The organism is Streptomyces sp. Q6, assembly GCF_036967205.1.
Classification (GTDB): Bacteria; Actinomycetota; Actinomycetes; order Streptomycetales; family Streptomycetaceae; genus Streptomyces; species Streptomyces citrinus.
Genome location: NZ_CP146022.1, coordinates 2,523,161 through 2,549,922 on the forward strand (window position 1 = coordinate 2,523,161; position 26,762 = coordinate 2,549,922).

General features: G+C 73.5%; 29 protein-coding genes, 1 other RNA gene and 1 pseudogene. 12 read left to right on the plus strand and 19 right to left on the minus strand.

The annotated features are described in order from the left end of the window. Positions 1 to 74 precede the first annotated feature (74 nt). Positions 75 to 1,073: a Gfo/Idh/MocA family oxidoreductase gene (locus V2W30_RS11765; RefSeq protein ID WP_338695955.1), complete on the plus strand. Its 999-nt coding sequence runs from the start codon at positions 75 to 77 to the stop codon at positions 1,071 to 1,073. A 113-nt stretch (positions 1,074 to 1,186) separates the two neighbouring features. Here the strand turns inward: V2W30_RS11765 and V2W30_RS11770 are convergent, their stop codons facing one another. Next, a complete protein-coding gene (locus V2W30_RS11770) occupies positions 1,187 to 2,818 on the minus strand; it encodes an alkaline phosphatase D family protein (protein ID WP_338695956.1) in 1,632 nt (543 codons plus the stop codon). A gap of 133 nt (positions 2,819 to 2,951) precedes the next feature. On the opposite strand from V2W30_RS11770, the gene V2W30_RS11775 reads away from it, so the two are divergent. Next, positions 2,952 to 3,707 carry an SDR family oxidoreductase gene (locus V2W30_RS11775; RefSeq protein WP_338695957.1) on the plus strand — a complete coding sequence of 252 codons (756 nt, stop codon included), beginning with the start codon at positions 2,952 to 2,954 and terminating at the stop codon, positions 3,705 to 3,707. A 79-nt stretch (positions 3,708 to 3,786) separates the two neighbouring features. Next, complete coding sequence (locus V2W30_RS11780; protein WP_425244519.1) at positions 3,787 to 4,650, plus strand: PhzF family phenazine biosynthesis protein; 864 nt, start codon at positions 3,787 to 3,789, stop codon at positions 4,648 to 4,650. Positions 4,651 to 4,698: 48 nt separating this feature from the next. Here V2W30_RS11780 and V2W30_RS11785 read toward each other — a convergent pair whose 3' ends face one another. Next, positions 4,699 to 5,022: a nuclear transport factor 2 family protein gene (locus V2W30_RS11785; RefSeq protein ID WP_338695960.1), complete on the minus strand. Its 324-nt coding sequence runs from the start codon at positions 5,020 to 5,022 to the stop codon at positions 4,699 to 4,701. Between the two features lie 90 nt (positions 5,023 to 5,112). On the opposite strand from V2W30_RS11785, the gene V2W30_RS11790 reads away from it, so the two are divergent. The 5 genes from V2W30_RS11790 to V2W30_RS11810 all read left to right on the plus strand — a co-directional run bounded on the left by V2W30_RS11790 (position 5,113) and on the right by V2W30_RS11810 (position 8,165). Next, positions 5,113 to 5,667 (plus strand): DoxX family protein, encoded by a 555-nt coding sequence (locus tag V2W30_RS11790; protein ID WP_338695961.1) that lies wholly within the window; start codon positions 5,113 to 5,115, stop codon positions 5,665 to 5,667. Between the two features lie 11 nt (positions 5,668 to 5,678). Next, positions 5,679 to 6,005 (plus strand): MazG-like family protein, encoded by a 327-nt coding sequence (locus V2W30_RS11795; RefSeq protein ID WP_338695962.1) that lies wholly within the window; start codon positions 5,679 to 5,681, stop codon positions 6,003 to 6,005. 74 nt (positions 6,006 to 6,079) lie between these two features. Then, on the plus strand, positions 6,080 to 6,640 hold the full coding sequence (locus V2W30_RS11800; protein ID WP_338695963.1) for an MOSC domain-containing protein: 561 nt from the start codon (positions 6,080 to 6,082) through the stop codon (positions 6,638 to 6,640). After that, a complete protein-coding gene (locus V2W30_RS11805; protein WP_338695964.1) occupies positions 6,640 to 7,227 on the plus strand; it encodes a GrpB family protein in 588 nt (195 codons plus the stop codon). Before V2W30_RS11800 ends, V2W30_RS11805 begins: the two co-directional genes overlap by 1 nt. A 32-nt stretch (positions 7,228 to 7,259) precedes the next feature. Further along, positions 7,260 to 8,165 carry a glycosyltransferase gene (locus tag V2W30_RS11810; RefSeq protein WP_338695965.1) on the plus strand — a complete coding sequence of 302 codons (906 nt, stop codon included), beginning with the start codon at positions 7,260 to 7,262 and terminating at the stop codon, positions 8,163 to 8,165. A gap of 31 nt (positions 8,166 to 8,196) precedes the next feature. On the opposite strand, the gene V2W30_RS41560 is transcribed toward V2W30_RS11810, so the two are convergent. Together V2W30_RS41560 and V2W30_RS41565 are read right to left on the minus strand one after the other, a co-directional pair. Then, the gene (locus V2W30_RS41560) at positions 8,197 to 9,714 is read right to left on the minus strand and encodes an HtaA domain-containing protein (RefSeq protein WP_425244520.1); all 1,518 of its coding nucleotides are present in this window, start codon (positions 9,712 to 9,714) and stop codon (positions 8,197 to 8,199) included. Positions 9,715 to 9,736: 22 nt separating this feature from the next. Further along, positions 9,737 to 11,136: pseudogene (locus V2W30_RS41565) on the minus strand (HtaA domain-containing protein). Between the two features lie 128 nt (positions 11,137 to 11,264). Between V2W30_RS41565 and V2W30_RS11820 the strand changes: the two are divergent. From V2W30_RS11820 to V2W30_RS11830, 3 genes are all read left to right on the plus strand, one after another. Then, complete coding sequence (locus tag V2W30_RS11820) at positions 11,265 to 12,308, plus strand: heme/hemin ABC transporter substrate-binding protein (protein ID WP_338695967.1); 1,044 nt, start codon at positions 11,265 to 11,267, stop codon at positions 12,306 to 12,308. Position 12,309: 1 nt separating this feature from the next. Beyond that, positions 12,310 to 13,398: an iron ABC transporter permease gene (locus V2W30_RS11825; RefSeq protein ID WP_338695968.1), complete on the plus strand. Its 1,089-nt coding sequence runs from the start codon at positions 12,310 to 12,312 to the stop codon at positions 13,396 to 13,398. Between the two features lie 73 nt (positions 13,399 to 13,471). Next, the gene (locus V2W30_RS11830) at positions 13,472 to 14,236 is read left to right on the plus strand and encodes a heme ABC transporter ATP-binding protein (protein WP_338695969.1); all 765 of its coding nucleotides are present in this window, start codon (positions 13,472 to 13,474) and stop codon (positions 14,234 to 14,236) included. Positions 14,237 to 14,242: 6 nt separating this feature from the next. Here V2W30_RS11830 and V2W30_RS11835 read toward each other — a convergent pair whose 3' ends face one another. From V2W30_RS11835 to V2W30_RS11900, 14 genes are all read right to left on the minus strand, one after another. Beyond that, a complete protein-coding gene (locus tag V2W30_RS11835) occupies positions 14,243 to 14,917 on the minus strand; it encodes a response regulator transcription factor (protein WP_338695971.1) in 675 nt (224 codons plus the stop codon). Between the two features lie 10 nt (positions 14,918 to 14,927). Further along, positions 14,928 to 15,770, minus strand: coding sequence for a CapA family protein (locus V2W30_RS11840; protein ID WP_338695972.1), 843 nt, complete (start codon positions 15,768 to 15,770; stop codon positions 14,928 to 14,930). After that, a complete protein-coding gene (locus V2W30_RS11845) occupies positions 15,767 to 16,252 on the minus strand; it encodes a CapA family protein (RefSeq protein WP_338695973.1) in 486 nt (161 codons plus the stop codon). The genes V2W30_RS11840 and V2W30_RS11845 overlap by 4 nt, the downstream gene beginning before the upstream one ends. After that, a complete protein-coding gene (locus V2W30_RS11850; protein WP_338695975.1) occupies positions 16,249 to 17,034 on the minus strand; it encodes a DsbA family protein in 786 nt (261 codons plus the stop codon). Before V2W30_RS11850 ends, V2W30_RS11845 begins: the two co-directional genes overlap by 4 nt. A 4-nt stretch (positions 17,035 to 17,038) precedes the next feature. Continuing rightward, complete coding sequence (locus V2W30_RS11855; RefSeq protein WP_338695977.1) at positions 17,039 to 17,554, minus strand: MauE/DoxX family redox-associated membrane protein; 516 nt, start codon at positions 17,552 to 17,554, stop codon at positions 17,039 to 17,041. Further along, the gene (locus V2W30_RS11860; protein ID WP_338695979.1) at positions 17,551 to 18,417 is read right to left on the minus strand and encodes an ABC transporter permease; all 867 of its coding nucleotides are present in this window, start codon (positions 18,415 to 18,417) and stop codon (positions 17,551 to 17,553) included. Before V2W30_RS11860 ends, V2W30_RS11855 begins: the two co-directional genes overlap by 4 nt. Next, complete coding sequence (locus V2W30_RS11865) at positions 18,414 to 19,385, minus strand: ATP-binding cassette domain-containing protein (protein ID WP_338695980.1); 972 nt, start codon at positions 19,383 to 19,385, stop codon at positions 18,414 to 18,416. Before V2W30_RS11865 ends, V2W30_RS11860 begins: the two co-directional genes overlap by 4 nt. After that, positions 19,382 to 19,768 (minus strand): lasso peptide biosynthesis B2 protein, encoded by a 387-nt coding sequence (locus V2W30_RS11870; RefSeq protein WP_338695982.1) that lies wholly within the window; start codon positions 19,766 to 19,768, stop codon positions 19,382 to 19,384. The genes V2W30_RS11865 and V2W30_RS11870 overlap by 4 nt, the downstream gene beginning before the upstream one ends. Positions 19,769 to 19,805: 37 nt before the next feature. Further along, complete coding sequence (locus tag V2W30_RS11875) at positions 19,806 to 20,069, minus strand: lasso peptide biosynthesis PqqD family chaperone (RefSeq protein WP_338695983.1); 264 nt, start codon at positions 20,067 to 20,069, stop codon at positions 19,806 to 19,808. Next, a complete protein-coding gene (locus tag V2W30_RS11880) occupies positions 20,066 to 21,901 on the minus strand; it encodes a lasso peptide isopeptide bond-forming cyclase (protein WP_338695985.1) in 1,836 nt (611 codons plus the stop codon). Before V2W30_RS11880 ends, V2W30_RS11875 begins: the two co-directional genes overlap by 4 nt. 61 nt (positions 21,902 to 21,962) lie before the next feature. Continuing rightward, positions 21,963 to 22,094, minus strand: a complete 132-nt coding sequence (locus V2W30_RS11885) for an aborycin family tricyclic lasso peptide (protein ID WP_207828757.1) — start codon at positions 22,092 to 22,094, stop codon at positions 21,963 to 21,965. A gap of 124 nt (positions 22,095 to 22,218) precedes the next feature. After that, a complete protein-coding gene (locus V2W30_RS11890; RefSeq protein WP_338695990.1) occupies positions 22,219 to 22,971 on the minus strand; it encodes an ABC transporter permease in 753 nt (250 codons plus the stop codon). Then, complete coding sequence (locus V2W30_RS11895) at positions 22,964 to 23,902, minus strand: ABC transporter ATP-binding protein (RefSeq protein WP_338695992.1); 939 nt, start codon at positions 23,900 to 23,902, stop codon at positions 22,964 to 22,966. Before V2W30_RS11895 ends, V2W30_RS11890 begins: the two co-directional genes overlap by 8 nt. 255 nt (positions 23,903 to 24,157) lie before the next feature. Next, a complete protein-coding gene (locus V2W30_RS11900; RefSeq protein WP_338695994.1) occupies positions 24,158 to 25,108 on the minus strand; it encodes a sensor histidine kinase in 951 nt (316 codons plus the stop codon). 493 nt (positions 25,109 to 25,601) lie between these two features. On the opposite strand from V2W30_RS11900, the gene V2W30_RS11905 reads away from it, so the two are divergent. After that, positions 25,602 to 26,318: a response regulator transcription factor gene (locus V2W30_RS11905; protein WP_338695996.1), complete on the plus strand. Its 717-nt coding sequence runs from the start codon at positions 25,602 to 25,604 to the stop codon at positions 26,316 to 26,318. A gap of 21 nt (positions 26,319 to 26,339) precedes the next feature. On the opposite strand, the gene rnpB is transcribed toward V2W30_RS11905, so the two are convergent. Next, positions 26,340 to 26,735: RNase P RNA component class A (rnpB, locus tag V2W30_RS11910), an RNA gene on the minus strand. Positions 26,736 to 26,762 lie beyond the last annotated feature (27 nt).

The following is a 26,762-nucleotide window of genomic DNA, read 5'->3' on the forward strand; positions in this document are numbered from 1 at the left end:
CCCGGTCGTACGTGCGATTACCTATGCTCTCAGCTCGGTGGAGTGGTCGGGAACAACATCTGGAGCGGGTGGGCATGGTGGCGGAGCGGGTGCGATGGGGGATTCTCGCGACGGGCGGGATCGCGGCGTCGTTCACGGCGGATCTGCTGGATCTGCCGGACGCCGAGGTGGTCGCGGTGGCATCGCGGTCCGAGGCGTCGGCGAAGGGGTTCGCGGAGCGGTTCGGGATCGGGCGCGCGTACGGCGACTGGGCGTCGCTGGCGGCGGACGAGGACGTCGACGTGGTGTACGTGGCGACGCCGCACATGGCGCACCGGGCGGCGGCCGGGCTCTGCCTGGAGGCGGGGCGCGCGGTGCTGTGCGAGAAAGCGTTCACGCTGAACGCGCGGGAGGCCGGAGAGCTGGTGACGCTGGCGCGCTCGCGCGGCCTGTTCCTCATGGAGGCCATGTGGATGTACTGCAATCCGCTGATCCGGCGGCTGAAGGCGCTCGTCGACGACGGGGCGATCGGTGAGGTCCGCACGGTGCAGGCCGACTTCGGGCTCGCGGGTCCGTTCCCGCCGGCGCACCGGCTGCGCGATCCCGAGCAGGGCGGCGGCGCGCTCCTCGACCTCGGGGTGTACCCGGTGTCGTTCGCGCAGCTGCTGCTCGGGGAGCCGTCGGGGGTGACGGCGAGCGCGGCGCTCTCGGAGGAGGGCGTCGATCTCCAGACGGGGATGCTGCTCTCGTGGGAGAGCGGTGCTCACGCGGTGCTGCACTGCGCGATCAACGCCGGTACGGGGGTGACGGCCTCGGTGACCGGGTCCGCGGGCCGGATCGACGTGCCCGACGGCTTCTTCTACCCGGAGCGGTTCGTGCTGCACCGGGACGGGCGGGAGCCGGAGGAGTTCGTGGCGGCGCCGGAGGACGGGCCGCGCGGTTCCATGCGGCACGAGGCGCTGGAGGTGATGAAGCGGTTGCGGGCCGGGGACACGGAGTCGCCGCTCGTGCCGCTGGAGGGGTCGTTGGCGGTGATGCGCACGCTGGACTCCGTCAGGGAGCGGGTGGGGGTGCGGTACCCGGGGGAACGCTGACGCGTTGCCTGTCCCGGGCCGGTCGCCGGGCGCGGGTCTCGTCGTGTGGCTGGTCGCGGGGTTCCCCGCGCCGTTGAGCGCGGGGAACCGCGCGACCAGCCCCCACCGAACGGTCAGACGGAGTGCAGGCCCTGGTCGCCGACCTCGGTCACGAAGGACGCCGCCGTCCTGAGCGCCGCTCCGGGGGTCGTCACCGCGGACACCGTCTTGAAGTCGGCGCGGGCCGACTCCTCGCCCAGGGCCACCGTGACGTAGCCCCGCTGCCCGTCGTAGTGCTTCATGTGCGGGTTGCGGGCCAGGTAGTTCGCCCAGTTCGACGGCCGCGCCGAACCGTCCTTGCCGCTGGTGATCGACGTCGTCACGATCTCCGTGCCGACCGTGCGCGAGTCCGCGTCGTCGAAGTCCCGCTTGATGTCCATGGCGTACGAGACGTGCACGTCGCCGGTGAGGACCATCAGGTTCCGCACGCGGGCCGCGTCCGCGCCCTTGAGGAGGCGCTCGCGGGAGGCCGGGTAGCCGTCCCAGGAGTCCATGGACAGGGTCGTGTTGCCCGCGGCCGGGTTGTTGCGGCGGGAGAACGTGACCTGCTGCGGGACGACGTTCCACAGGGCTCGCGAGTGGCGCCAGCCGTCGATCAGCCAGCGCTCCTGGGTGAATCCGGGCAGCGTCTGCGAGGCGGCCTCGGACTCGGGCGTCGGGGACTTCCAGCCGTCGCCGTTGGCCTGGTCGGTGCGGTACTGCCGGGTGTCGAGGATGTCGAACTGGGCGAGCCGTCCCCACTGGAGGCGCCGGTACAGCTGGGCGTCGGGGCCGGTGGGGAGCTGCGGGCGGCGCAGCGGCTGGTTCTCCCAGTACGCGCGGTAGGCAGAGGCGCGGCGCAGCAGGAACTCGGCGGGCGGGTTGCCGTTCTCGTCGACGTCGCCGGCGTAGTTGTTCTCGGTCTCGTGGTCGTCCCAGGTGACGACGAACGGGTGCGCGGCGTGCGCGGCGATCAGGTCCGGGTCGGTCTTGTAGAGGGCGTACCGCAGCCGGTAGTCGTCCAGCGTCACGGTCTCCTTGGCGAAGACGGCGGGCAGTACGCGGTCGGTGTAGTTGCGGGCGCCGCCGACGGAGGTGACGGCGTACTCGTAGAGGTAGTCGCCGAGGTGGAAGACGACGTCGACGTCGTCCTCGGCCAGGTGCTTGTAGGCCGTGTAGTAGCCGTCGTGGTACGCCTGGCAGGAGACGGCGGCCAGGGTCAGCGCCGAGGCGTGGCTCGCGGTGGCGGGCGCCGTGCGGGTGCGGCCCGGCGCGCTGACCCAGCCGCCCACGCGGAAGCGGTAGTAGTAGACGCGGCCGGGCGCCAGGTGGTCGACCTCGACGTGCACGGAGTGGTTGAACTCGGGGTGCGCGGTGGTCGTGCCGCGTCTGATCACCCGCCGGAACCGCTCGTCGAGCGCGAGCTCCCAGCGGACCTCGACGCGCTCGGCGGGCAGGCCGCCACCGGTCTCGTACGGGGACGGGGCGAGCCGGGTCCACAGCAGGACGGAGCCGGGCAGCGGGTCGCCGGAGGCGAGGCCGAGCGTGAACGGGTCGGCCTTGATCTTCGCCGCGTCGAGCTCGGCGGCGGCCGCGGTGCCGCCCGTCGGCAGGTTGGTCGCGAAGGCGAGCGCTGCGGCGGCGCCGGTGACGGTGAGGAACCGGCGGCGGCCCAAGTGCTGGGCCGCGGCGCGGAGTTCGGGTGCGTGCTGCGGTATGTGTGACATGGAGCCCCTCCCCTGACTGCTGGTGTCAGGGACATTGGAGTGGCCCGGGACGACGCTCGACTGTCACGTACACAACAGCCACATGGCGGATCGGTGATCATCGGATGACCGGCGCACCCGTACCCTCGCGCCCATGGACACTTCGACGAGGACCGCTGTGGTCACCGGCGCGGGTTCCGGCATCGGCCGGGCCGTCGCGCTCGAACTGCTGGGCGCGGGCTGGCGGGTGGCGCTCGCGGGGCGCCGCACGCCGACGCTGGAGGAGACGGCCGCGCTGGCCCCGGGCGCCGACGCCCTCGCCGTACGCGCGGACGTGTCGAGCCCTGCTGACGTGGCCGCGCTGTTCAGCGCCGTACGGGACCGGTTCGGGCGGCTCGACCTGCTGTTCAACAACGCGGGGACGTTCGGGCCCGGCGGGGTGCCGGTCGAGGACCTCGACTACGACGCGTGGCGGCACGTCGTCGACACGAACCTCAACGGGGCGTTCCTGTGCGCGCAGGCCGCGTTCCGGCAGATGAAGGAGCAGGACCCGCGGGGCGGCCGGATCATCAACAACGGCTCCATCTCGGCGCACACGCCCCGTCCGCACTCGATCGCGTACACGGCGACGAAGCACGCCCTGACGGGCCTGACCAAGTCCCTCTCCCTGGACGGCCGTCCGTACCGGATCGCCTGCGGGCAGATCGACATCGGCAACGCGGCGACGGACATGACCGAGCGCATGCGGTCCGGGATCCCGCAGGCGAACGGGGAGCTGGCGGTGGAGCCGGTGATGGACGTGGCGGACGTGGCGCGCACCGTCCGGCACATGGCGGAGCTGCCCCTGGAGGCCAACGTCCAGTTCGCGACGGTGCTGGCGACGAACATGCCGTACGTGGGCCGCGGCTGAACCCTCGGCCGTACGCCGCTGTCGACACGCCCCGCCGCCACCGCCCCCGGCGAAGCGCCCGCGACCGGCAGCGGCGAGAATGCGGCGCATGACGACCGACGTGCTCCGCTACAGCGCCTTCACGACCACCCCCGCCGGCGGCAACCCCGCCGGCGTCGTCCTGGACGCGTCCGCCCTCGACGCCGCCGACATGCTGAAGATCGCCGCCGACCTGGGGTACAGCGAGTCCGCGTTCCTGACGCCGCCCCCGGCGGGCAGCGGCGGCGCGCGGGCGTACACCGTGCGGTACTTCAGCCCCAAGGCCGAGGTCCCGTTCTGCGGGCACGCCACCGTCGCCACGGCGGTGGCGCTCGCGGAGCGGCACGGCACCGGCGACTTCCTGTTCCACACGGCGGCCGGTGAGGTCCCGGTCAGCGTCGCCGACGACCAGGGCACGCTCCGCGCGACCCTCACCAGCGTCGCCCCGCACGTCGAGGGCGTGGCCGACGCCGATCTCGCCGAGGCACTGGCCGCGCTCGACTGGCCGGCCGCCGACCTCGATCCGGCGCTGCCGCCCCGGATCTCCTACGCGGGCGCCCGCCACCTCGTACTGGCCGCGGCGACCCGTGAGCGCCTCGCCGACCTGTCGTACGACTTCGAGCGGCTCGCCGCGCTGATGCGCCGACTGGACCTGACGACGGTCCAACTGGTGTGGCGGGAGAGCGACGTCACGTTCCACGTGCGCGACCCGTTCCCGGTGGGCGGGGTCGTCGAGGACCCGGCGACGGGCGCGGCGGCGGCGGCGTTCGGCGCGTATCTGCGCGAGCTCGGCCTGGTTCCGGCCGCCGCCGGGCTCACGCTGCACCAGGGCGCCGACATGGGGCGTCCCGGCGAGCTGACGGTGACGCTGCGCGAGGGCGACGCACGGGTGCGGGTGAGCGGGGCGGCGGTGCCGATCCCGTAGCCGCGGCCTCGATCGGATCGGCCGGGCCGGTCAGGACCGGGCGGGCGCTCAGGCCTGGCCGGTCTCGAAGCGGATGACCTTGCCGCCCGCCACGTCGAACGTCCACCTGGTGCGCATCTCGCCCCAGGTGTCGTTGCGGTAGCGGGCGACGAGGGTGCGGCCCTCGGCGGCCTCCTTCTCGACTTCCATGTGGCCGTGCGAGTCGAAGATCTCGCGGGCGGTCCAGTCGTCGAGGTCCCGCTCGGAGCCGTCGTCCGTCATCGTCGCGCCGGGTGCGAGCACGGCGCGGAAGGCGTCCCGGTCGTGGGCGTTCAGCGCCAGGACGAAGGCGCGGACGGCCGGGTCACTGAGCTTCGCGGTCTGGATGGGCATGGGCTCACGTTCCCACCGGGGCAGGGCCGACGCCACCCGAACGGGCCCGCGCACCGGGTGCGGGGCGCGCGTCTGCCGGACGGTGGGGACATGACTTGCACACGTTCGCGCGCCCGGCGCGCCACCTGCTCCCACCGCCGCGACCTGGGCCTGCTGGCGTTGCGCCTGGGCACGGGCGGGGTCCTCGCGGCGCACGGCGCGCAGAAGCTGCTCGGCTGGTTCGGCGGGGGCGGCGTCTCCGGGACGACCGCCGCCATGGAGTCCATGGGATACACCCCGGCCAGGGCGAGCGCGCTCGCGGCCGGGCTCGGCGAGGCGGGCGGCGGCGCGCTGCTCGCGCTCGGGCTCGCGACGCCGGTGGGCGGGGCGGCCGCGGCGGGCACCATGGCGGGCGCGGCGGCCGTGCACGCCCCCAACGGGTTCTTCGCGATGGGCGGCGGCTACGAGTACCCGGCGTTCCTCGGTTTCGTCGCGGCGGGCCTCGCCGTGACGGGCGCGGGGCGCTACTCCCTCGACCACGCGCTGGGCCACGCCCTGGACCGGCACTGGATGGTGCCGGCGGCGCTCGTCGGGGCGGGGGCCGCGGCGCTCGCGGTGGTCGGCTCCCGCAACAAGCGGGTCAAGGAGTCGACGCCGGAGGAATAGGCTCACCGGTCGTGACGTACGACGACGACCTGTGGACCACCGTCGACCGGCTGCGGGCCTGGCTCGACGAGAACAACGCGAGCCCGCCCCGGGAAGCCCTCCTGCTGCGCATGCTGAAGCTGTCGGAGGAGGTGGGCGAGGTCGCCGAGGCCGTCATCGGGGCGGTCGGCCAGAACCCGCGCAAGGGCGTCAGCCACACCTGGCAGGACGTCGAGTCGGAGCTGTGCGACGTGGTCGTCACGGCCCTGGTCGCCCTGGGCACCCTGACGCCGGACGCCCGCGGCACCCTCCACGCCCATGTGGCGAGGCTCGCGGAGCGCTCGCTCGGCCCGGCCTGACCCGGCCCCGGCCGCACCGGGCCGCGTACTAGGCTGCGGAGTCCGAGTGATCAGGTGGCCTTGGGGGCAGCGCTATGGGTGGGTTCGACGGTGGTGTCGTCGCGGCGGTCAGCAGCAACGGTGAGTACTCCTTCACCAAGCCGAACCGGGACAGCATCACGCTGCTCGCGGGGCTCGGCGTCGAGGGGGACGTGCACGCCGGGGTGACCGTGCGGCACCGGTCCCGGGTCGCGCAGGACCCGACGCAGCCGAACCTGCGCCAAGTCCACCTCATCCACGAGGAGTTGTTCGACGAGGTCGCGGCCGACGGGCACCGGGTGCGCCCCGGCGACCTCGGCGAGAACGTCACGACGCGCGGCATCGACCTGCTCGCCCTGCCCACCGGGGCCCTGCTGCGGTTCGGGGACGGCGGCGCGGTCGTCGAGGTCACCGGCCTGCGCAACCCGTGCCTCCAGATCGACACCTTCCAGGACGGCCTGCTCAAGCGCGTCGTGGGGCGTGACCCGGAGACCGGCGCGATCGTCCGCAAGGCCGGGATCATGGGCGTCGTGCGGGAGGGCGGGATCGTCCACCCCGGCGACGCCCTGCACGTGGAGCTGCCGGCGCCGCCGCACAGGCCGCTGGAGCGCGTCTGATGGCCCTGGCCGAGAAGCCCGTCGTCGTCCCGCACGATCCGGCGTGGGAGGCGGGCGGGCGACGGCTGTGCGCCGAACTGACCGCGGCTCTCGGCCCGTTGGCGGTGCGCGTCGACCACATCGGGTCGACGTCCGTGCCCGGCATGGCCGCGAAGGACGTCTACGACGTGCAGGTGAGCGTCGCCGATCTGGACGCCGCCGCGGACGCCTTCGAGACGCCGCTGGCGGTCCTCGGCTTCGTGCGGTCGCCGTATCTGCGCGATCACGTCCCCGCCGAGCGGGAGGGCCGTGAGGATCCCGCCGACTGGGCCAAGCGGTACTGGTCGCGCCGCACGGCGGACGCCCCGCACGTCAACCTCCATGTGCGCAGGGTGGGTTCACCGAACGAGCGGCTCGCGCTGCTGTTCCGGGACTGGCTGCGCGCCACCCCGCAGGCCGTGCCCGCGTACGCCCGCTTCAAGTACGTGCTCGCCGGGGCGGTCGCCGACACGGGGACGTACGCGGACGTGAAGGACCCGGTCGTCGATCTGGTGGTGGTCGTCGCCGAGCAGTGGGCGGAGCGGACCGGCTGGCACCCGCACCCGTAGCCCGCGCAAGGTGAACAGATACCATCGCCGCCATGACTGACAGGCACCCGATCACCGAACTCCCGCGCCTGGGCGTGGCCATCGTCACCATGGGCAACCGCCCGAAGGACGTGGACGCGCTCCTGGAGTCGGTGGCCAAGCAGGACGTGGTGCCGACCCGGGTCGTCCTGATCGGCAACGGCACGGAGCTGCCCGCCTACCCGGGGTATCCCTTCGAGGTCACGACGGTCGAACTCGACGACAACCTGGGCTGCCCCGGCGGCCGCAACGTCGCCCTGGCCCGGCTGCGGGAGTTCGGCGACGTGGACGTGGCGGTCGAGCTGGACGACGACGGGCTCCTCGTCGACGCCGACGTGTTCTCCACCCTCCAGAACCTGTACGCGGCCGACCCGAAGCTCGGCGTCGTCGGATTCCGCATCGCCGACGAGCACGGCGAGACGCAGCGCCGCCACGTGCCGCGGCTGCGGGCGAAGGACCCGATGCGGCGCGGGCTCGTCACCGCGTTCCTCGGCGGCGGGCACGCCTTCTCGATGGACATGCTAACCGAGACCGGTGACTGGCCGGCCGACTTCTTCTTCACGCACGAGGAGACGGACCTCGCGTGGCGCGCGCTGGACGCGGGCTGGAAGGTCCTCTACGAGCCGTCGCTGCTGCTCCAGCACCCGAAGACGTCCCCGGCCCGGCACGCGGTCTACTACCGGATGACCGCCCGCAACCGGGTGTGGCTGGCCCGCCGCAGGCTCCCCGTGCTCCTGATCCCGGTGTATCTGGGGGTGTGGACGGCGATCACGCTGCTGCGCACGCGGTCGCTCGGCGGTCTGCGCGCGTGGGCGGGCGGCTTCGTGGAGGGCGTGCGCGCGCCGGCCGGTGAGCGGCGGCCGATGCGCTGGCGCACGGTGTGGCGGATGACGCGGCTCGGCCGCCCGCCGCTGATCTGAGAACGCGGCGGGCGGCCCGGGGCGCGCGGGGTCAGCTCTGTCGCGTACGGCGCCTGCGCGTCGCGAAGACCGTGCCCGCGCCCGCGGCGACGACCAGGGCGGCGGCCGCGGCGAGCGGCCCCGCGGGGACGTCGGCGCCGGTGGCGGCGAGGGAGCCGCCGGTGCCGCCGCCGGTCGTCGAACCGAGCGCGCTCGTGCCGCCCGTCCCGCCGGTCGTGCCCGCCGTCCCGCCCGTGGTACCGCCGTCGGAGCCGGACGGCAGCGTCGCGTCCTCGTCGAGGGAGACCGCGGCCGTGACCGGGTCGAGCGCGGCACCCGCCTGGTAGAACCCGCCGAAGGCCTTCGCGCCGTCGGCGGTGAGCGTGGCGGTCGCCCCGTCGAGCTCGACGATGTCGCCGGTGGCCGTGAGGTCGCCCGAGCCCACCTTCAGCGTGGCCACGGTCAGGTCGTCGTACATGGTGACCTTGCCGCTGTCCATGTCCTTGCTGGACACGTCGGCGACCAGCCTGCCGCCGGTGCCCTTCGCCGTCACGCGCAGATCGCCGAACCGGAGGTCGAGCGCGTAGGCGCCGTCCGTCGCGTGGCCGAGGAAGCGGACGGTGCCGGCGAACCTGGCGTCGAGGGACGTGGACGCGGCGTCGTAGCTGCCGCTCGCGTCGCCGAACCGGTAGACCGAGCCGTTCTTCGCGGCGCCGCCGGTGAGTTCGACCTTGCCGTGCGCGACGGGACCCGTGATGTACGTACGGAAGGACTCCTTGACGCCCCAGTCGAGGGTGCCGTCGACGATGTCGCCGGAGGCGGCGGCCGCGCCGGTCGCGGTCGGCTTCGTGGTCGCGGGGGCGGACGTGCTCGGCTTCCCGGACGGGGTGGCGCTCGCCGTGGGCGACGGGGAGGCCGGGGCCGACGTGGAGGGAGCCGGTGCGGACGGGGACGGCGAGGAGGCGGCGGGAGTTACGGTCAGCGTCGCCGCGTCGAGGGCGGTGCCCGCCTTGTACATGCCGTTGAACGCGGTGGCGCCCTCGGCGGTCAGCGTCGCCGGGATGTCCTTGAACGTCATGGCGCCGCCCGCGCCGGTGGCGGGCTTGACGGCGGACAGGTCGAGGGTGGCGAACTCGATGTCGTTCCGGACGGTGCCGTTGAGGGTGACGTCGGCGTCGATGTGGCCGGTCGTGCCGGACGTGACGACCTTCACGTCGCCGATCTCGATGTCGAAGCCGTGCGCCGTGGACGCGAACCGGACGGCGCCCTCGAAGCCGGTGTCCGTGCCGTGCGTGGTGGTGTCGTAGCTGCCGGCGCCGCCGGTGAAGGTGAACGGGCCGTTGTCGGCGGCCTGTGTCGCACCGCCGCTCGCCTCGATCTTCCCGGCCGCCATGCCGGTGACGTACGTGCGGAAGGACTGCTTCACGCCCCAGTCGAGGGTGCCGTCCTTCAGCTCGATCGTGGCCGGCTTCCCCGCGGCGGACGCGAGGGCGGGGACGGCGATCGCTCCGGCGCCGAGCGCGACGGCGGTGGCCGCGGCCAGGGCTATGGGGTGTCTGGTGAGTGCCATGATTCTTCTCCTGGTTGATGGTTCAGGGGGTGCGGCGTCGCGCGCGGGCGACGAGGGCGGCGGCCCCGGCCAGGACGGCGGCCACGGCCGCGACGATCCCGGCGACCGCTCCCCGGACAGGCCCGAACGGGGCTGCGCCGCGGTGGACTTGGCGGCCGTCGACGCCTTCGGGGCCGGGGACGGCGAGGCCGAGCTGCCGAGGTCGGGCAGCGCGGGCAGCGTCGCGTCCGCGTCCAGCGCGACGGCGAGGGAGACGGGGTCCATCGCGGCCCCGGCCCGGTACAACCCGCCGAAGGCCTTCGCTCCGGCGGCGGTGAGTTTCGCCGGTGCCTCGTCGACCCGGACGAGACCGTCCTGCGCGGCGAGGGTGGGCACGGCGAAGGTGACGAGCGCGGTGTCCTCGGCGGTCTTCGCACCGCGGGTGACGTCGGCGCGCAGCGTCCCCGTGCCGTTCTCGACGGCGACGGTGGGATCGGTGAGCAGCAGGTCGAGCCCGTGCTTGCCGGTGAAGCGGACGGAGCCGGTGAACGCGGCGTCCAGGGTCCGCTTCTTCGGGTCGTACGACCCTTCGCCCTTCGGGAAGCGGAACAGCGCGCCGCCGTCCTGCGCCCCGCCGCTGAGTGTCCACTCGCCCTGGGCGATGTCGCCGGTGACGTACTCGCGGAAGGTGCGCCGCACGCCCCAGTCGACGGCGCCGTCCCGGAGTTTCCCTGAGGTGTCGTGCTGCGGCTTCTTCCGGTCGTCGGACGCGGCCTTCTTCGTGGCGGTCGCGGACGGTTCCGTCTTCTTCGGCGCGACGTCGGCCGAGAGGCTGATCGGGTCGAGCGCGGTGCCGGCCGTGTAGTACCCGGCGAAGGACGTGGCGCCCTGTGAAGTGAGCGTCGCGGGAACGTCGTTGAGGGTGACGGTGCGCGTGCTGTCCTCGTCGCCCCGCATGTCGATCCCGCCGAGGGCCAGCGTGGCGAAGGGCACCTGGCGGGACGACGTGACCGTCCCCGTGCCCTTCGCCCTGCCGACGACATCGACGTACAGCGTCCCGCTGCCGCCGGTGATCCGGACGGTGGGACGGCTGATCGTCAGGTCGAGTTCGTACGTCCCGTCGCTCTTCCTGTGTCCGACGAAGTGCACGCCGCCGGAGAAGGAGGAGGAGAAGGCGCCGGTCGCTCCGTCGTACGAGCCGGTGGCCGAGTGGAAGCGGAACCGGCTCGCGCCGACGGTCGCCGCACCGCCGGTCAGGGAGTAACTCCCTTCGGCGATCGGCCCGGTGATGTAGCTCTGGAAGGACGACTTCACGCCCCAGTCGAGCCGGCCGCCCGCGACCGTGCGGGCGGCGGCGTGCGCTCCCGTGGCGGGGAGCAGGGCGCCGAGCAGCGCGGCGAAGAGGGCGGCGGCGAGGACGCGTGTCCGTGCGCGTCGGGGCATGGCGGTGTTCCTCCGGATGTACGTCACAGACGTGTACGCCACCAGACCTGGCGACTTAGGTAAGGCTAACCTAATCTAGAATCGCTTCTCGTCAACAGCCCCTCCCACCACGACAGGACGGTGTCCGCGTGCCGACGCCAGCCGCCCCCTCACCCACCCCTCGACGGACGGGCGCCCTGATCCCCGTACTCGCCCTGGCCCTCGCGCTGTTCGCCACCGCGTGCGCGAAGGACGGCACCACCGGGGCCGCCGCGCGGTCCGGGACCGGGGCGTCGGCGACCGCGAACCGCCTGGAGCCGCTCACCCGGACGCCCTCCCCCGACCTGCCGGTCACGATCACGTCGGCCGACGGCACGAAGGTGACGGTGAAGAAGGCCGACCGGATCGTGCCGCTCTCCGGCAGCCTCAGCGAGATCGTCTTCACCCTCGGCCTCGGCGGGCGGGTGGTCGCCCGCGACATCACCGCGACGTTCGACCAGGCGAAGAAGCTGCCGGTCGTGACCCGCAACCACGACGTGTCGGCGGAGAGCGTGCTCTCCCTCGCGCCCGACCTCGTCCTCGCCGAGACCACGTCGGGGCCCGCCGAGGCGATGCGGCAGATCCGCGACGCGGGCGTCCCGGTGGTGGTGACGGCCCCCGCCCAGGACCTCGACGACGTCGGCACCCGCATCCGGTCCGTCGCGGACACCCTCGGAGTCCCCTCGTCCGGACGGGAGTTGACGCGGCGCACCGAGGACCGGATCGCCGCCGTGCGCGAGGACATCCCGCACGGGAAGAAGAAGCCCCGCGTCGCGTTCCTCTATCTGCGCGGCTCGGCGTCCGTCTACCTCATCGGCGGTACGAAGTCGGGTGCCACGTCCCTGCTGGAGGCGGCCGGGGCGGTCGACGCGGGCGCGGACTCCGGCCTGAAGACCGACTTCCGGGCCCTCACCAGCGAGGCCCTCGCGAAGGCGGCGCCGGACGCGATCCTCGTCATGTCCCAGGGGCTGGACTCCGTCGGCGGCGTCGACGGCCTGGTCGGGATCCCTGGCGTGGCCCAGACCCCGGCGGGCGTCGACCGCCGGGTCGTGTCCGTCGAGGACGGGGCGCTGCTCGCCTACGGGCCGCGCACGGACCAGGTCCTGAAGTCGATCGTCGGGCAGCTCTACGGAACCGGAAAGGGCGGTGCGTGACATGACGGCGACCGAGACCCCGCCCGCCACCTCCCCCGCGCAGCCGCAGCCCGGACGTCAACTCCGGCGCACATCATGGCTGTTGACCGTGCTCCTGACCGCCGCGCTCGCCCTCCTGGCGCTCCTGTCGGCGGGCATCGGCGCGTACGACATCCCGCCGGGCGACGTCCTCGGCTCGGTGCTGCACCGCGTCGGCCTGGGCGGCGCGCCGCTCGACCGGGTCGGCGAGTCCGTCCTGTGGAACGTGCGGCTGCCGCGCGTCGTCCTCGCCCTCCTCGTCGGCGCCTCGCTCGGCTGCGCGGGCGCGCTCATGCAGGGCGTCTTCGGCAACCCGCTCGCCGAGCCCGGCGTCATCGGCGTCTCGTCGGGCGCGGCGGTCGGCGCCGTCGCCTGCATCGCGCTCGGCCTCGACTTCCTCGGCACGTGGACGATCACGGTCTGCGCGTTCGTGTCGGGCCTCGCGACCGTCCTGATCGTGTACGTGATGGCGCGCTCGGGCGGCCGCACCGAAGTGGTCACGCTGATCCTCACCGGCATCGCCGTGAACGCGTTCGCGGGCGCCCTCATCGGCCTGTTCCTCTCGTACGCGGACGCGGCCGCCGTCAACCAGATCACGTTCTGGCAGCTCGGCTCGCTGGCGCAGGCGACCTGGCCCAAGGTGCTCGCGGTGCTGCCGTGCGCGGCGCTCGGACTGCTCGTCGCGCCGTTCCACGCACGCCCGTTGGACCTCCTCGCGCTCGGTGAGCGTCCGGCCCGGCACCTGGGCGTGGACGTCGAGAAGCTGCGCGTCACGCTGATCCTGGTCATCGCCCTGCTGACCGCCGCGGCCGTGGCGGTCTCCGGCGTCATCGGCTTCGTCGGCCTCGTCGTCCCGCACCTGCTGCGCATGCTCGCCGGTCCCGGCCACCGCTTCCTCGTACCGGGCAGCGCGCTCGGCGGCGCGGTGGTCCTGGTGGGCGCGGACCTGGCGGCGCGCACGGTGGCGGCGCCCGCGGAACTCCCCATCGGGGTGCTCACCGCCCTGACCGGCAGCCCGTTCTTCTTCTGGCTGCTGCGCCGCACCCGACGCAAGCAAGGAGGCTGGGCATGAAGGTCCCGAGGCTCTCGGCGTTCTCCGCCCGGGGCGGCCGCCGCGTCCCCGCGCGCCGCTCCCCGGCGAGCCGGTGGCGCGGGCCCGCGCCGTGCAGGTGGAGCTGGGCGGGCGCGCGGTCCTGTCCGGGGTCGACCTCACGGTCCGGGCGGGCGAGGTCCTGGCTCTGGTCGGCCCCAACGGGGCAGGGAAATCCACGCTGTTGGCGGCGCTCGCGGCGGACCTGCCGCCGGCCTCCGGCGACCTGCGCATCGACGACCGCCCGGCCGGGTCTTGGTCGGCCAGCGAACTCGCCCTGCGTCGGGCCCTGTTGCCCCAGTCGGCGACGCTGTCGTTCGCGTTCGCGGCGGAGGAGGTCGTCCGCATGGGCCGCGCGCCCTGGGCGGGGACCCCGTACGAGGACCGGGACGACGAGGTGATCGCCCACGCCCTGCGGGTCACGGAGACGTCGGCCTTCACGGGCCGCCCGTTCTCGGCGCTGTCCGGCGGCGAACGCGCCCGGGTGGCCCTGGCCCGCGTGCTCGCCCAGTCGGCCCAGCTGCTGCTCCTCGACGAGCCGACCGCCGCCCTCGACCTGCGCCATCAGGAACTGGTGCTGCGGGTCTGCCGGGAGCGGGCCGCCGCCGGTGACGCGGTCGTGGTCGTCCTGCACGACCTCGGCCTGGCCGCGGCGCACGCGGACCGGACGGCGGTCCTGCACGAGGGCCGGATCACGGCGGACGGCCCCCCGTCGGAGATCTTCGACGGCCCCCTCCTGAGCACGGTCTACCGGCATCCGGTGGAGGTGCTGCCGCATCCGCGTACGGGGGTGCCGCTGGTGGTGCCGGTGCGGCGGTGAGCCGGCTCAGCCCGGCATGCCCGGCTCGGCGAGCCCGCTCTCGTACGCGATGATGACCAGCTGCGCGCGGTCCCGGGCACGCAGCTTCGCGAGGAGGCTGCTGACGTGCGTCTTCACGGTCGGCAGGCTGATCACCAGGCGCTCGCCGATCTCCGCGTTCGACAGGCCGTTGGCGATGAGGACGAGCACCTCCTGCTCGCGCGGGGTGAGGCCGACGAGCCGGGGCGCGGGGGTCGGCGCCGCGGGCGGGCGGGAGAAGTTCGCGATGAGGCGGCGGGTGACCGTCGGGGCGAGGACGCTCTCACCGGCGGCGATCACCCGGATCCCCTGGACGAGTTCGGTCGGTGAGGCGTCCTTGAGGAGGAAGCCGCTCGCGCCCGCCTGGAGCGCCGGGTACACGTACTCGTCCATGTCGAACATGGTGAGCGCCAGGACCCGTACGCCCGACAGGGCCCCGTCGGCGCAGATCTGCCGGGTCGCCGCGATGCCGTCCATGACGGGCATCCGCAGGTCCATCAGGACGACGTCCGGGCGCAGTTCGCGGGCGAGCCGCACCGCCGTGGCGCCGTCGCCCGCCTCGCCGACGGCGGCCATGCCGGGTGTCGAGTCGACGAGGACGCGGAAGCTTCCGCGCAGCAGCGCCTGGTCGTCGGCGATCAGCACCCGGACGGCTTCGGTCATGCGGGAGACCCTATCCGTCGCCGCGCACGTCCAGTTCGCCGATGCCGTCGGCCCCGGCCGTCACGCGCGTGCCGTACGGGGCGGCCAGTTCGGCGACGTCCGTGAGGATCTCCTTGGCCTCGGCCTCGCCGGCCAGACGCGGGCGGCCCCGGCGGTGGACCGGGGCGCCGAAGCCGAGGTCGACCGGGTGCAGCCTGGCCGCGGTCAGTTCGCCGTCGTCGAAGGTGAGGACGGGGACGAGCGAGCGCCAGTAGCGGCGGTGCGGGGCGAACAGGCGGCGGCCGTGCCCGCTGAGTTCGTCGAAGTACCGTCCCGGTGTGGGCTGTCGCAGGCCGGGCAGGTTCGCGTAGTCCTCGGCGGGCAGCCGGTCGGCGAGCTCGATCTGGCTGACGATGTTCCCCAGGCTGTAGAAGATCGGGCGGCCCCGGTACAGCTCGACGCCGCGCAGGAAGTGCGGGCCGTGTCCGGCGACGACGTCGGCGCCCGCGTCGACGGCCCGGTGCGCGAACTCGCGCAGGAACTCGCCCGGTTCCTCGGGGGTCGGACCCGGCTCGTGGGAGTGCACGCTGACCAGGACGACGTCGGCGCGGGTGCGGGCCTCGGCGATCCACCGTTCGAGGTCGGCGAGGTCCCCCGGGTCGCAGGCGGTCGTCATGCCCGGCGCGTCCGCCTGTCGGAACCGCGCCCCGTACAAGGTGTACCGGCCGGGTCCGGGCAGCGCGGGGTCGATGCCGAGCAGGCCGCGCGCCTCGGCCCGGCGCGCCCGCAGGCCCGTCTCCGCGTCGATCGCGCGCAGCACGTCGAGCTGTTCGGCGGTCACGTCGAGGGTGGCGCTGTGCCGCAGCGGGCTCACCCCGGCCTGCCGGGCAGGTCGGGCGAGGGCGGGGCGGCCTCCTGTCCGGGAAGGTACGTGGCGCTGCACGCGATCAGGGCGAGGCTGCCGCCGGGCCGGTCGACGTAGACGGGCCGCCGCGCGCCGGTCAGGTCGGCGCCGATCCCGGCGAACGGGAGGCCTCGCGCGCGCAGCAGGTCGACCGTGCCGAGCAGCCCTTCCACGCCCATGTCGAGGGCGTGGTTGTTGGCGCAGCCGAAGACCGTGAAGCCCGCGTCGCCGAGCCCGTCGAGCACGCCCTCCTCCGCGACGAGGGCGCCGCCGCCCGCCGCGTTGTGCACCGGGTGGCCGCGCCCCGCACTGGGCACGACCTCCAGATTGGTGAACGCGAAGTCGGCGCCGCGCAGCAGGGCGCGCAGGTCCCGCGCGGCAGGCTCGTCGGTGATCGGCGCACCTCTGGTGACCATGGCGTCACCGGAGAGCGCCACGGTGAGGCGGCTCATCGGCGGGCCTCGGCGACGGCGCGGGTCAGTTCGCCCGCGGCGTCCCCGCCGGTGACGTCGATCCGCTCCCCGGCGACCATGACGGTCGGGGTCAGGGACACCTTGCGGGAGGCGGCGACGTCGGACACGTACCGCACCCACTTCTTGTGGGGAGCGTCGCGGACGCAGCGCGCGAAGGAGTCGCCGGAGATCCCCGCGTCCTTCCCCGCGCCGACGAGCTGGGTGTCGCTGAGGCCGGGCCCACGCTCGGGGGGCTGCTTCTCGAAGAGCAGGGCCGTGTACTCCTCGAACCTGCCCGCGTCCGCCGCGCAGGCCGCCGCGGACGCGGCCCGCGTCGAGTAGCCGCCGGGGCTGCTGTAGTCGTCGAGGAACGCGACGGGGTGGTAGACGAGCCGGATGTCCCCGTCCGCCGTGAGGGTCTTCAGGGTGGCGGCGAGGGAGCGCTCGGTGTTGCGGCACTCGGGGCAGAGGTAGTCGAGGTAGAGGTCGACGCGGACCGGGCCCTTCGACGCCGTGATCCCCGCCTTGTCGCCGGCCACCCCGGCGGGCACCCGGTCGGGGGCCTCGCCCGGGTCGGAGTTGTTCGCCCGCACCAGGCCGGCGCCGACGAGCGCGGCCGCGGTCACGACGACGGCGGCGACGGTCGACACGACGACGGTGCGCCGGCGGCGGTACCGCTTGCGGACCATGTCCCGCACGAGCACGTCGGTGGCGTCCGGGGTGTGCGGGGCATCGGCGGGGTGCTGCGTGCGCGGGGTGTTCGTGGGGTCGGTGGGCTCCATGCGGCTAGTCACCTCTTGCGTCTCGTGCGTCGGGGAGGTCGAGGACCCAGTGGTCGAGGGCGTAGCGCGTGCGCGGGGTGCGGACGAGGAGGACGGCCGCGCCGAGCAGCAGCAGATCGCGTGCGATGTCGATGACGTAGCCGCGTTCGGCGCCGTCCGTGAGGGTGCCTCCGCCGCCGAAGCAGCCGCAGTCGATGGACAGGCCGCGGGCCCACACCGAGGCGATGGCCGCGATGTAGACGGCGAGGAGGGCGGCCGTGACGGCTGCCGCCGCCCGGGTGGCGAGCCCGGCCACGAGCAGCAGCGCCACGGCGATCTCGACGAACGGCAGCGCGCCGCCCACGAGTTGGGCCGTGTCGCCGGTGACGATCTGGTAGACGGCGACCGAGCGTTCGGCGTTCGCGAGGTCCTGGATCTTCACCAGGCCCGCGTAGCCCAGGACGGCGGCGAGGAGCAGCCGCACGGCCGTCCCCGCCCACGGGTCGCGCACCGCCCGCACCAGCCGCGTGCCGGTCCTCATGGCGTCCGGGAGAACCGGTACGTGGCCACGCCGAGCGCGAGCGCGATGATCGCGGCGAGCAGCCCGAGCTCGGCGGCGACGGGCGGCTGCCAGTCGCCGATCATCAGGCGCGTCTGGTCCGAGCTGAGCACGTCGGGCCCCGGCAGGGTCCTGCGGACCGCGTCGACCCCGTACGTCAGCGGGTTGAGCTTGACGACGACGGCGAGCCAGCCGGGCAGCCCGTTCGGCGGGAACATCGCGCCGGAGAAGAACATGAGCGGCATCAGGCTCAGGTTCACGACGACCTGGAACGTGTCGACCTGCCGGATCGTCACCGCGGCGAGCAGTCCGAGGGCCGTGAACAGCAGGGAGACCAGGAAGACCTCGACGAGGACGAGCAGGAGCACGGGTTCGTAGCGGATGCTCGCGATGCCGCCGACGGACAGCACGAGCAGGCCGTAGACGCCGCCGGTGGTGGCGCCGCCGAGAGCGAGGCCGAGGACGATGCTGGGGCGCGGGAACGGGGCGACGAGCATCTGCCGCAGCACGCCGAGTCTGCGGTCCCAGACGAGGGAGATGCCCACCGCGATCGCCGGTGCCTGCACCGACATGACCAGGACGCCGGGGAACAGGAAGGCGCGGTAGTCGTTGAGCTGGGCCTTGCCGAGGTTGCCGGACGCGGCGTCGAGTCCGGTGCCGAGCACGACGAGGAACAGCAGCGGCGTGACCAGGCCCATGGCGAGGCGTACGGGGTTGTGGCGCAGGCGGATCATCTCGCGCCGCCACAGCAGCAGGTACGGGCGCAGGGCTCCCGGCCGCCGGTCGGGGGCGACGCGGGCCCGTTCCTCGACGGGCGCCTGCGCGACGGTGTCGGTGCGGCTCATCGCAGTCCCTCCCCCAGCGTGCCGAGCGTGTGGGCGTTCGCCGTGCTCTCCCGGATCTCGGACCCGGTGTGGTGCAGGAAGACGTCGTCGAGCGTGGGCGGCGCGATGGACACCGACCGCACGGTGAGCCCGAGGTCCGTACAGAGCCGTGGGACCAGCGCGGCGCCGTTCGCGACCCTCAACAGGATTCCGTCCGGGGTGAGTTCGGCCGCGAGTCCGAAGCGTTCGGCCAGCGTGTCGACGGCGCGCACGTCGTCCTCGGTGGACAGCATCACGAGGTCGGAGCCGATGACGGACTTCAGCTCGGCGGGCGTGCCCTGCGTGATCACCTTGCCGCGGTCGACGATCGCGACCTCGTCGCAGTGCTCGGCCTCCTCCAGCTGGTGCGTGGTGAAGAACAGGGTGATGCCCTGTTCGCGCCGCAGCCGGTCGAGGTGGTCCCAGACGGCGGCGCGGGTCTGCGCGTCGAGGCCCGTCGTCGGTTCGTCGAGGAAGAGGACGCGGGGCGCGCCGAGCAGCCCGCGGGCGATCTCCAGGCGGCGGCGCAGGCCGGTGGAGAACTGGCGTACGGGGACCCGGCTGCGCTCGGAGAGTTCCATCAGGTCGAGCATCGCGGCGATCGCCGTACGGGACTCATGGCGCGGCAGCCCGCACAGGTCGGCCTGGAAGCGGAGGTTCTCGGTCGCGGTCAGCTCCTGGTCCAGGGTGGATTCCTGGAAGACGATGCCGATCCTGCGGCGCACCTCGGCGGGCTGGGTCGCGACGTCGAAGCCGGCCACCTCCGCGCGGCCCGCGGTGGGCTTGAGCAGGGTGGTGAGCATGCTGATGGTGGTCGTCTTGCCCGCGCCGTTGGGGCCGAGGAAGCCGAACGTCGAGCCTTCGGGCACGGCCAGCTCCAGACCGTTCACGGCCGGGTGGGTGCCGTAGAACGCGTAGAGGGCCTCGGCCCTGATCGCGGTGGCCGTCATGCGCGGCCTCCTTCCGGCAGGCGGACGGCGAGGACGGTGCGGAACGCGCTGAGTTCGCCGGGTTCGTCGACCGGCCGCCCGTCGACCTCGACCCAGGCGTGCGCCCCGAACGGCTGGGTGCGAAAGCCGGTGCACCAGTCGGCCCAGCGGCCCTTCGAGCGGCACAACAGGGCGGTGGCGACGGAGCGTTGGAGGCACCCGAGGCCCGCGCACCGGGTGCTGACGGAGACGACGGAGCGGCGGGCGCGGGCCACGTCGGCGTACGCGGCGGGCCGCGCGCCCCGGCTGATCACGCCGAGGACGCGGTGCAGCCGGGCCGGTGGCAGCCGGACGAGGAGGCGGGCGGCGCCGGCCGCGCAGCGGGCGCGAGCTGGCGGCGCCACGGGAGGCGGGCCGCGTGTTCGGCGACGGCGGGGGTCGTCACGGGGAGACCTCCAGGAGGTGCGCCGCGCTGAGCGAGTCGATGAGCGCCCGCACGTCCTGGCGGGCCCGGTCCTCGGCGACCGGTGCCACCTCGGACATGCTCGCGGCGACCTCGTCCGGGGCGTGTCCGTCGAGCAGCCTGCGCAGGACGGCGGTCCCCGAGGCGTTCAACTGCCAGTAGCGGCCGTGCCGTCCGTCGAGCAGGACGGCCCCCGACTCGACGTCGGTGAGGGTGACGTCGCGGGCGAGGCTCAGCTTCATCTGCGTACTCCTGTGTCCTGGACATCCGCGTCCCGCTGGGGGCTCGTGTGCGTACGGAGCCAGCTCTCGCACGCCACGGTGGTGTCGATCGGCTGGAGGTGGTGGGACATCGGGCCGGGGTTGAGGACCGCGGCCCGGAACTCGACCGGGTCGATGAGGCCGAGTCCGGCGAGGCGCGAGTCCTCGGCGAGCTCCAGGATCCGGGCCCGGTTGCGGGCGAGGCCGCGGAACGCCTCGGCGCTGAACTCGCCCTTGTCGCGGCGGTCGAGGATGCCGTCGGGCACGGCGCCGCGCACGGCGTCGGTCAGCAGCGGTTTGAACCGGCCGCTCGCCAGGCGCTCCTCGACCCGGGTGGCGAGCGCGGCCTCGATCACCCGGTCGTCGAGGAACGGCGCGTCCCAGACGATGCCGGTCTCCGCGAGGGCCGTGTTGACCTGGCGGATCGTGGAGCCCTCGAAGACGAGCGAGGCGAGCGCCTGGTGCCTGGCCCGGTCCGCGTCCAGCGGCTCGGGCTGTTCGGCGGCGGCCCTGGTGAGCAGCCGCCGGACCTCCGCCACCGCGTCCGGCGTCGCCCACGCGGGCATCCGCGGCGCGAACACCCACCCGAAGTCGGGTTCGTCGAGCGGCGGGGGCGGGTCGCCGATCCGGGCGGCGACCCGGGCGAGGCCGCGCGCGAACGTCGACCGGTCGGCGAGCGCCCGTACGGTGCCGCCCCACGACCAGCGGTTGGCGAGCCGGTAGCGGTTGACCAGGCGCAGGCCGCTGACGGGCCGGGCGCGCGCCAACGACCAGGCGGAGGTGGGCATCCGGCCGAACAGTTCGTCGCCGCCGAAGCCGCTGAGGTGCAGCGCCGAGCCTTCGCCGCGGGCGCGCCGGGCGAGGTCGCGGATGTGGGTGAGTCCGGAGGCCCAGGTGGAGGGGCCTTCGGGAGCGGCGTCCGCGTGGTCCGCGGTGTAGCCGACGTCGAAGAGGTTCTCGGCGCGGTCCGAGGTGAGCGTGTGGTGGCGGGCCCGCGGCAGCAGGGCGGCCGCCCGGTGCGCCCACACGGTGTCCTCGTTCGCGCTGTCGAGGGGCGCCACGTGGTACGTGACGAGGTCGGCGCCCGCCACGTCGGCGAGGAAGCACAGCGAGGTGGAGTCCATGCCGCCGGACAGGTCGGCGCTGATCGTCCGGCCGGACGCCACGCGGGTGGCGAGCGCGTCGGTCAGGGCCGAGCGGACGGCGCCCGCGCCCTCGGCCAGCGACAGCGTCGCCTCGGGCAGCCGCCACCAGCGCACCTGCCGGGCGCGGCCGTCCGCGTCGAGGTGCAGCCAGTGTCCGGTCCTGAGCGCTTCGATGCCGCGGCGGACGGGCCGCTGCGCGAGCGGCCAGGGTGCTCCGCCCGGTGCGAGCAGCCGCGCGGCGAGGACGCTCTCGTCGAGGCCGGCGCCGGTGAGCCGGGCGAGCGGTGCCACCCCGTCGGCCGCCACCGTGACGCCGTCGACGGTCGTCGCGTAGATCTGCCGTACGCCGACGACGGATCCCTGGACACGGGTCTGCCCGTCCATCGACACCGACAGGTGGAAGTTTCCCGCGAGCCGGGCGGCGATCCGGTCGGCGTCGTGCGGTGTGCGCAGCCGGCCGAGCCGGTCGGCCGCGGTGTTCTCGTCGAGGTCGGTGGGCCCGATGACCACCATCCGGCGCGGCCCGGCCTCGATGACGACGGCCTCGCCCTCGGGCCAGTCGCCCACGATCCAGGGCCGTCCCGACGCGTGGTCGATCCGGCGCTCGGCCGACAGCCGCGCGGCGGGCCCGGCAGCGGCCGGGCAGTCCGGCAGAACTACGAATTCCATGTCGCCTCGTTCCCCGGGCGGTGCCGGTGCGTCCGAGCGGACGCACCGGCACCGCAGGTGTTCACCAGAAGCAGACGATGGCGTAACCACAGCCGGCGAAGTCGTTGCAGCTGCCGACACCGAGGCACTTGGTGAGCTCGTCGAAGTCGCCGACTTCCTGGAGCATCGGGGGCTCGTAGATCTCAACAGACATGGTTTACCTCCCGGTTGAGCCGGTCGTCCGGGCCGACCTGTACGGCCCGGAGGCGACTGACAGGGAGGAAGCTATGGCGCGGCATGTCCCACAGGCATGGGACAGGTGCCTCACCCAGGTCCCGTCACGCGTCCCACCGCCGGTGCCGTACGTAGCCGAGGGCGAGCGCCGCGACGGTCCACACGAGCAGGACGACACCGCCGCGCACCGCGTGGTCCGCGTCGACGGTGAGCATCTGGGTACCGGCCCGGTCCGGGAAGTAGCGGGCGAGTTCCTTGGTCGCCCCGATGACGGAGAGGATCTGGGACCCGGCGAGCACCATCGGCAGCATGATCGCGAGCGGCAGCACGGCGCTGCGCGCGGCGGTGGCCACTCCGGCGGCGAACAGGCTCATCAGCGTCAGGTAGAGCACCGCTCCGGCGAGCGCGCCGGGCACGCCGTCGTCACCGATGGACGCGCCGTGCGGGCCGAGCGCGGCCTGGGTGACCAGGTAGCCGACGACGGTGACGGGGATCGCGACGAGCAGCGCGGCGGCCGCGGTGACGGTGAGTTTCGCCGCGTAGAGGCGGCCGCGCCGGGGCACGGCGAGCAGCGAGACGCGCATCATGCCGGAGCTGTACTCGGAGCTGACGACGAGCACCCCGAACACGATCAGCGCGAGCTGCCCGTACAGGATGCCGTCCAGGCCCGCCTGTTGGGCGGTGAAGCCGTCGCGCAGCATGCCGTTGTCGGACTCGATCGCGGACTTCGCGGACCAGCCGTCGAGGGCGGCGATCACGACACTGAGCGGCACGAAGAGAAGCAGCGCGAGGAAGGTGGCGCGGATCGCGCGCACCTTGATGAACTCGGCCCTGATGGCGGCGACGGTCTCAGACACGCGTGTTCCTTCCGGGCTGTCGCTGCCGCTGTCCGTGCCGCTGTCCGGGCTGCTTCGCCACCAGGTCGAGGAAGGTGTCCTCCAACGAGGCGGTGTGCGAGCTGAGTTCGTCGAGGACGAGGCCCGCGGTGGCGGCGACCTGGCTGACCTCGGCGGCGGTCAGCCCGGACACCTCCAGGCTGCCGTCGGACCCGACGGCCATGGAGGCGCCCTTGCGCTCCAATTCCCCTCCCAGAAGCCCCGGTTCGGGGGCCTTGACCCGTACGTACGAGCGTCCGTGGCGCTGGATGAAGTCCTGCATCCCGGTGTCGGCGAGGAGCCTGCCGCGGTCGATGACGACGAGGTGGTCGGCGACCATGGACATCTCCGCCATGAGATGGCTGGAGACGAGGACGGTGCGGCCCTCGGCGGCCTTCGCGCGCAGCAGTTCGCGCAGCCGGCGGATGCCTTCCGCGTCGAGGCCGTTGACGGGTTCGTCGAGCAGCAGAACGGGCGGGTCGCCGAGCAGCGCGGCGGCGAGGCCGAGCCGCTGGCCCATGCCGAGCGAGAACGTCCCCACGCGCCGTCGGGCCGCGCCGGTGAGCCCCACCGCGTCGAGGACCTCGTCGACGCGGTGGCGCGGGATGTCGTTGCTCCGGGCGAGCCAGCGCAGATGGTCGACCGCCGTCAGACTCCGGTGCGGCACCGAGGTCTCCAGGAGGGCGCCCACGTGCCGGGCGGGGTGGCGCAGGTCCTGGTAGGCGTGCCCGCCGATGCGCGCGAAGCCCTCGTCGGGGCGGGTCAGGCCGAGCATCATCCGCAGGGTCGTGGACTTGCCGGCTCCGTTGGGCCCGAGGAACCCCGTGACGGTCCCGGGCCGCACCGTGAAGGTGAGCCCGCCGACGACGGTGTGCTCTCCGTAGCGCTTGGTCAGGTTCGAGGCGTCGATCACACGGCAAGTCTGGCGGGGCGGCCCCCGGGGGCACATCGGTCCCGGGACGGGAAGGCGGGGCGGGGCGGGCGCGGCGAACCCATACTTGAGAATGAGGCCGGTTCAGGCCAGCGGTGACCGGCGAGTAAGCCTCGCGGGATACGCCAGGTCGCCGCACAGCCCGCGACAAGGTCACCTCTGCGCGCGGCAAGGTCACCTCCGCGCCGGCCAGGTACGGCTAGGTCGCCCCTCGGCACGGCAAGGTCACCCCTCACCTCAGTACGGCAAGGTCGCCGCGACCCGGAAGCCGCCGCCCTCGCACGGCCCGGCGGTGAGGGTGCCGCCGTGCGCGGCGGCCCGCTCCCGCATCCCGACCAGGCCGAGGCCGCCGCCGGGCACCGCGGGCCGGTGCGGCGCCCCGGGCACGGGCCCCTCGTCGACGACGTCGATCGCCAGCAGGCCGCCCTCCGCGGCCACTTCGACGCGACAACGGGTGGGGGCCGCGTGCTTCACCGCATTGGTCAGGGCTTCCTGCACGATCCGGTACGCGGAGGTGGCGACGCCGTCCGGGGGCTGCTGCGGGCAGTGCGCGCGCAGGTCGACACGGACGCCCGCGGCCTCGGCCGTCGCGACGAGTTCGGGCAGGTCACCGAGCCCGGGAACGGGCCGCAGGTCGTGCGGGTCGCCCGGTTCGGGGGTTTCCTCGTCCCTGCGCAACAGGGTCAGGGTGGCCCGCATGTCGCGCAGCGCCTTGCGGCTGACGTCCTCGATCACGACGAGGGCGTCCCGCGCCTCGTCGGGGTGGGTGTCGACGACGTGGTTGGCGATGCCGGCCTTGACCGCGATGAGGCCCACGCTGTGCGTGACCACGTCGTGGATGTCGCGGGCGATGCGCAGGCGTTCCTCGACCTTGGCCCGTTCGGCGGTCTGCTCGATGACGCGCCGCAGGCTCTCCCGCCGCTCCCCCACGGCCGCCCCCGCCGCCCAGGTCGCACCGAGCACCAGCACCCCGAAGACGCCCTGCACGGCGCCCGTTCCGCCCTCGTAGTGGCGGCCGCCGCTCATGGTCAGCAGGGCCGCGCCGGCCACGCAGACCCCGCCGACGACGACCGCGGAGCGGCCGGGCCCGCGCCGCGTCACGGCCACCGGGTACAGGGCGTACGCGGCGGCGAGGAAGGGGATCGGGCCGAGTCCGTACGACAGGGCCGCGCAGGCCACGACCAGCACGAACCCGAAGACCGGCAGCGGCCACAGGCGTCGGGCGACCAGGGGCAGCGCGGCGGCGAGGAGAGCGGCCAGCCGCCCGCACCGGCGGACCCGTCCTCCAGCGCGGGCCGCAGGGGCGCCAGTTGCACGAGCAGCGCGAATCCGAGCGCGGCGGGCACGTCGAGCAGGACCAGGCGCCGGGCACGGATATCGACCACGCGGCTATCGACCATGCGGCGAAAGTATTCGTTCGACCGCTCGCACGTCCAACGCCTCCGCCCTGACCGAGAATCACCCTTCGACCGCCCCATAACCGGAAGGTCACCATCCCACTTGATAGGCGAACTTGCGTTCCCGCGAATCGCATCCGCATACTCGACACGCGTAGCGCCATGCTCCCTTCCCCCACCTCTCTCACCTCCCCACGTGGACGGCTGATGACCAGAAGGAGTCTTGTGCCATTTCTCCACGCCCATGCTTCAGGCCGCACGAAGAAGAAGGGGGCGCAGGGAAAATGACATCGACCGGAGAAATAAACCTGCTGATTCGCAGCGAGGACCCCGTGGCGCTCGCCGGTCTGGAGGCGATCGTCGACAAGGACGTGGCGATGACGATCGTCTGTCCGCCCGGCGACGGCGCGGACGACCGCCGATGTCGGCCGAACACCAGGGAAGAGCCCGCGGCGCAACCCCATGTCATCATCCTCGGCGAGCCGCCGTCGAAGCGTTTCATCTGCGAGAACGTCCAGGAGATTCTGTCCACGTACGGACGCGCGACGAGCCGGCCGAAAACTCTCGTCGTGTCGCAGAACGATGACGACGACGTGATAGTGGCCGCCCTGCGGGTCGGTGTCAACGGCTATCTCTCGCGTATCGGTTCACCGGAAGAACTGCTCCACTCCATTCGCATCGTGGCCAAGGGCGGAGCCGCTTTCAGCCCGACGATCGCGGCGAGATTCAGCAGATACTTCTCGACGATGCTGAGCATTCCCGAGCTGACCGGATTCGCCGATCTCACGGCGCGTGAACTGGAAATCCTGGAACTACTGGCGGACGGCCTGGGAAACCAGCAGATAGCCCGCCGCCTCTTCCTGGCCGAAAAGACGGTCCGAAACTACGTCACCCGCATCTTCGCCAAGCTGGAGGTCCACGACCGCGCCTCGGCCGCGGTCCGAGCCCGAGACGCGGGCTTCGGCGGCCAGCCGGAGATGCTGCTCGGAGAGCACGTCTGAGCCGGGCGGCGGTGTGAGCGGCAGACGAGTCGGGCTGTACGCCGGGTTCTGTTCCGGGGGTTCCTCGCGGGGCCCCCGGCGACGGCCATCCATCTAGGGCCGGCGTTGCCACCGGCCTCGTGCGGTCTACCCGCGAACTCGGGCGGGCAGCCCTCGAACGTTCGCGCAGAAGCACCGAGGTGCTTCCTCTTGACCTTGCTCCAGGTGGGGTTTACCTAGCCGCCTGAGTCACCTCAGGCGCTGGTGGTCTCTTACACCACCGTTTCACCCTTACCCAGCAAGCTGGGCGGTCTGTTTTCTGTGGCACTGTCCCGCGGGTCACCCCGGGTGGCCGTTAGCCACCACCTTGCCCTGTGGAGCCCGGACGTTCCTCGGGAGGTCCCGTAAGGAACCCCACGCGGCCGCCCGCCCGGCTCGTCTGCCGTCCGGCCATCCTACCTGCCG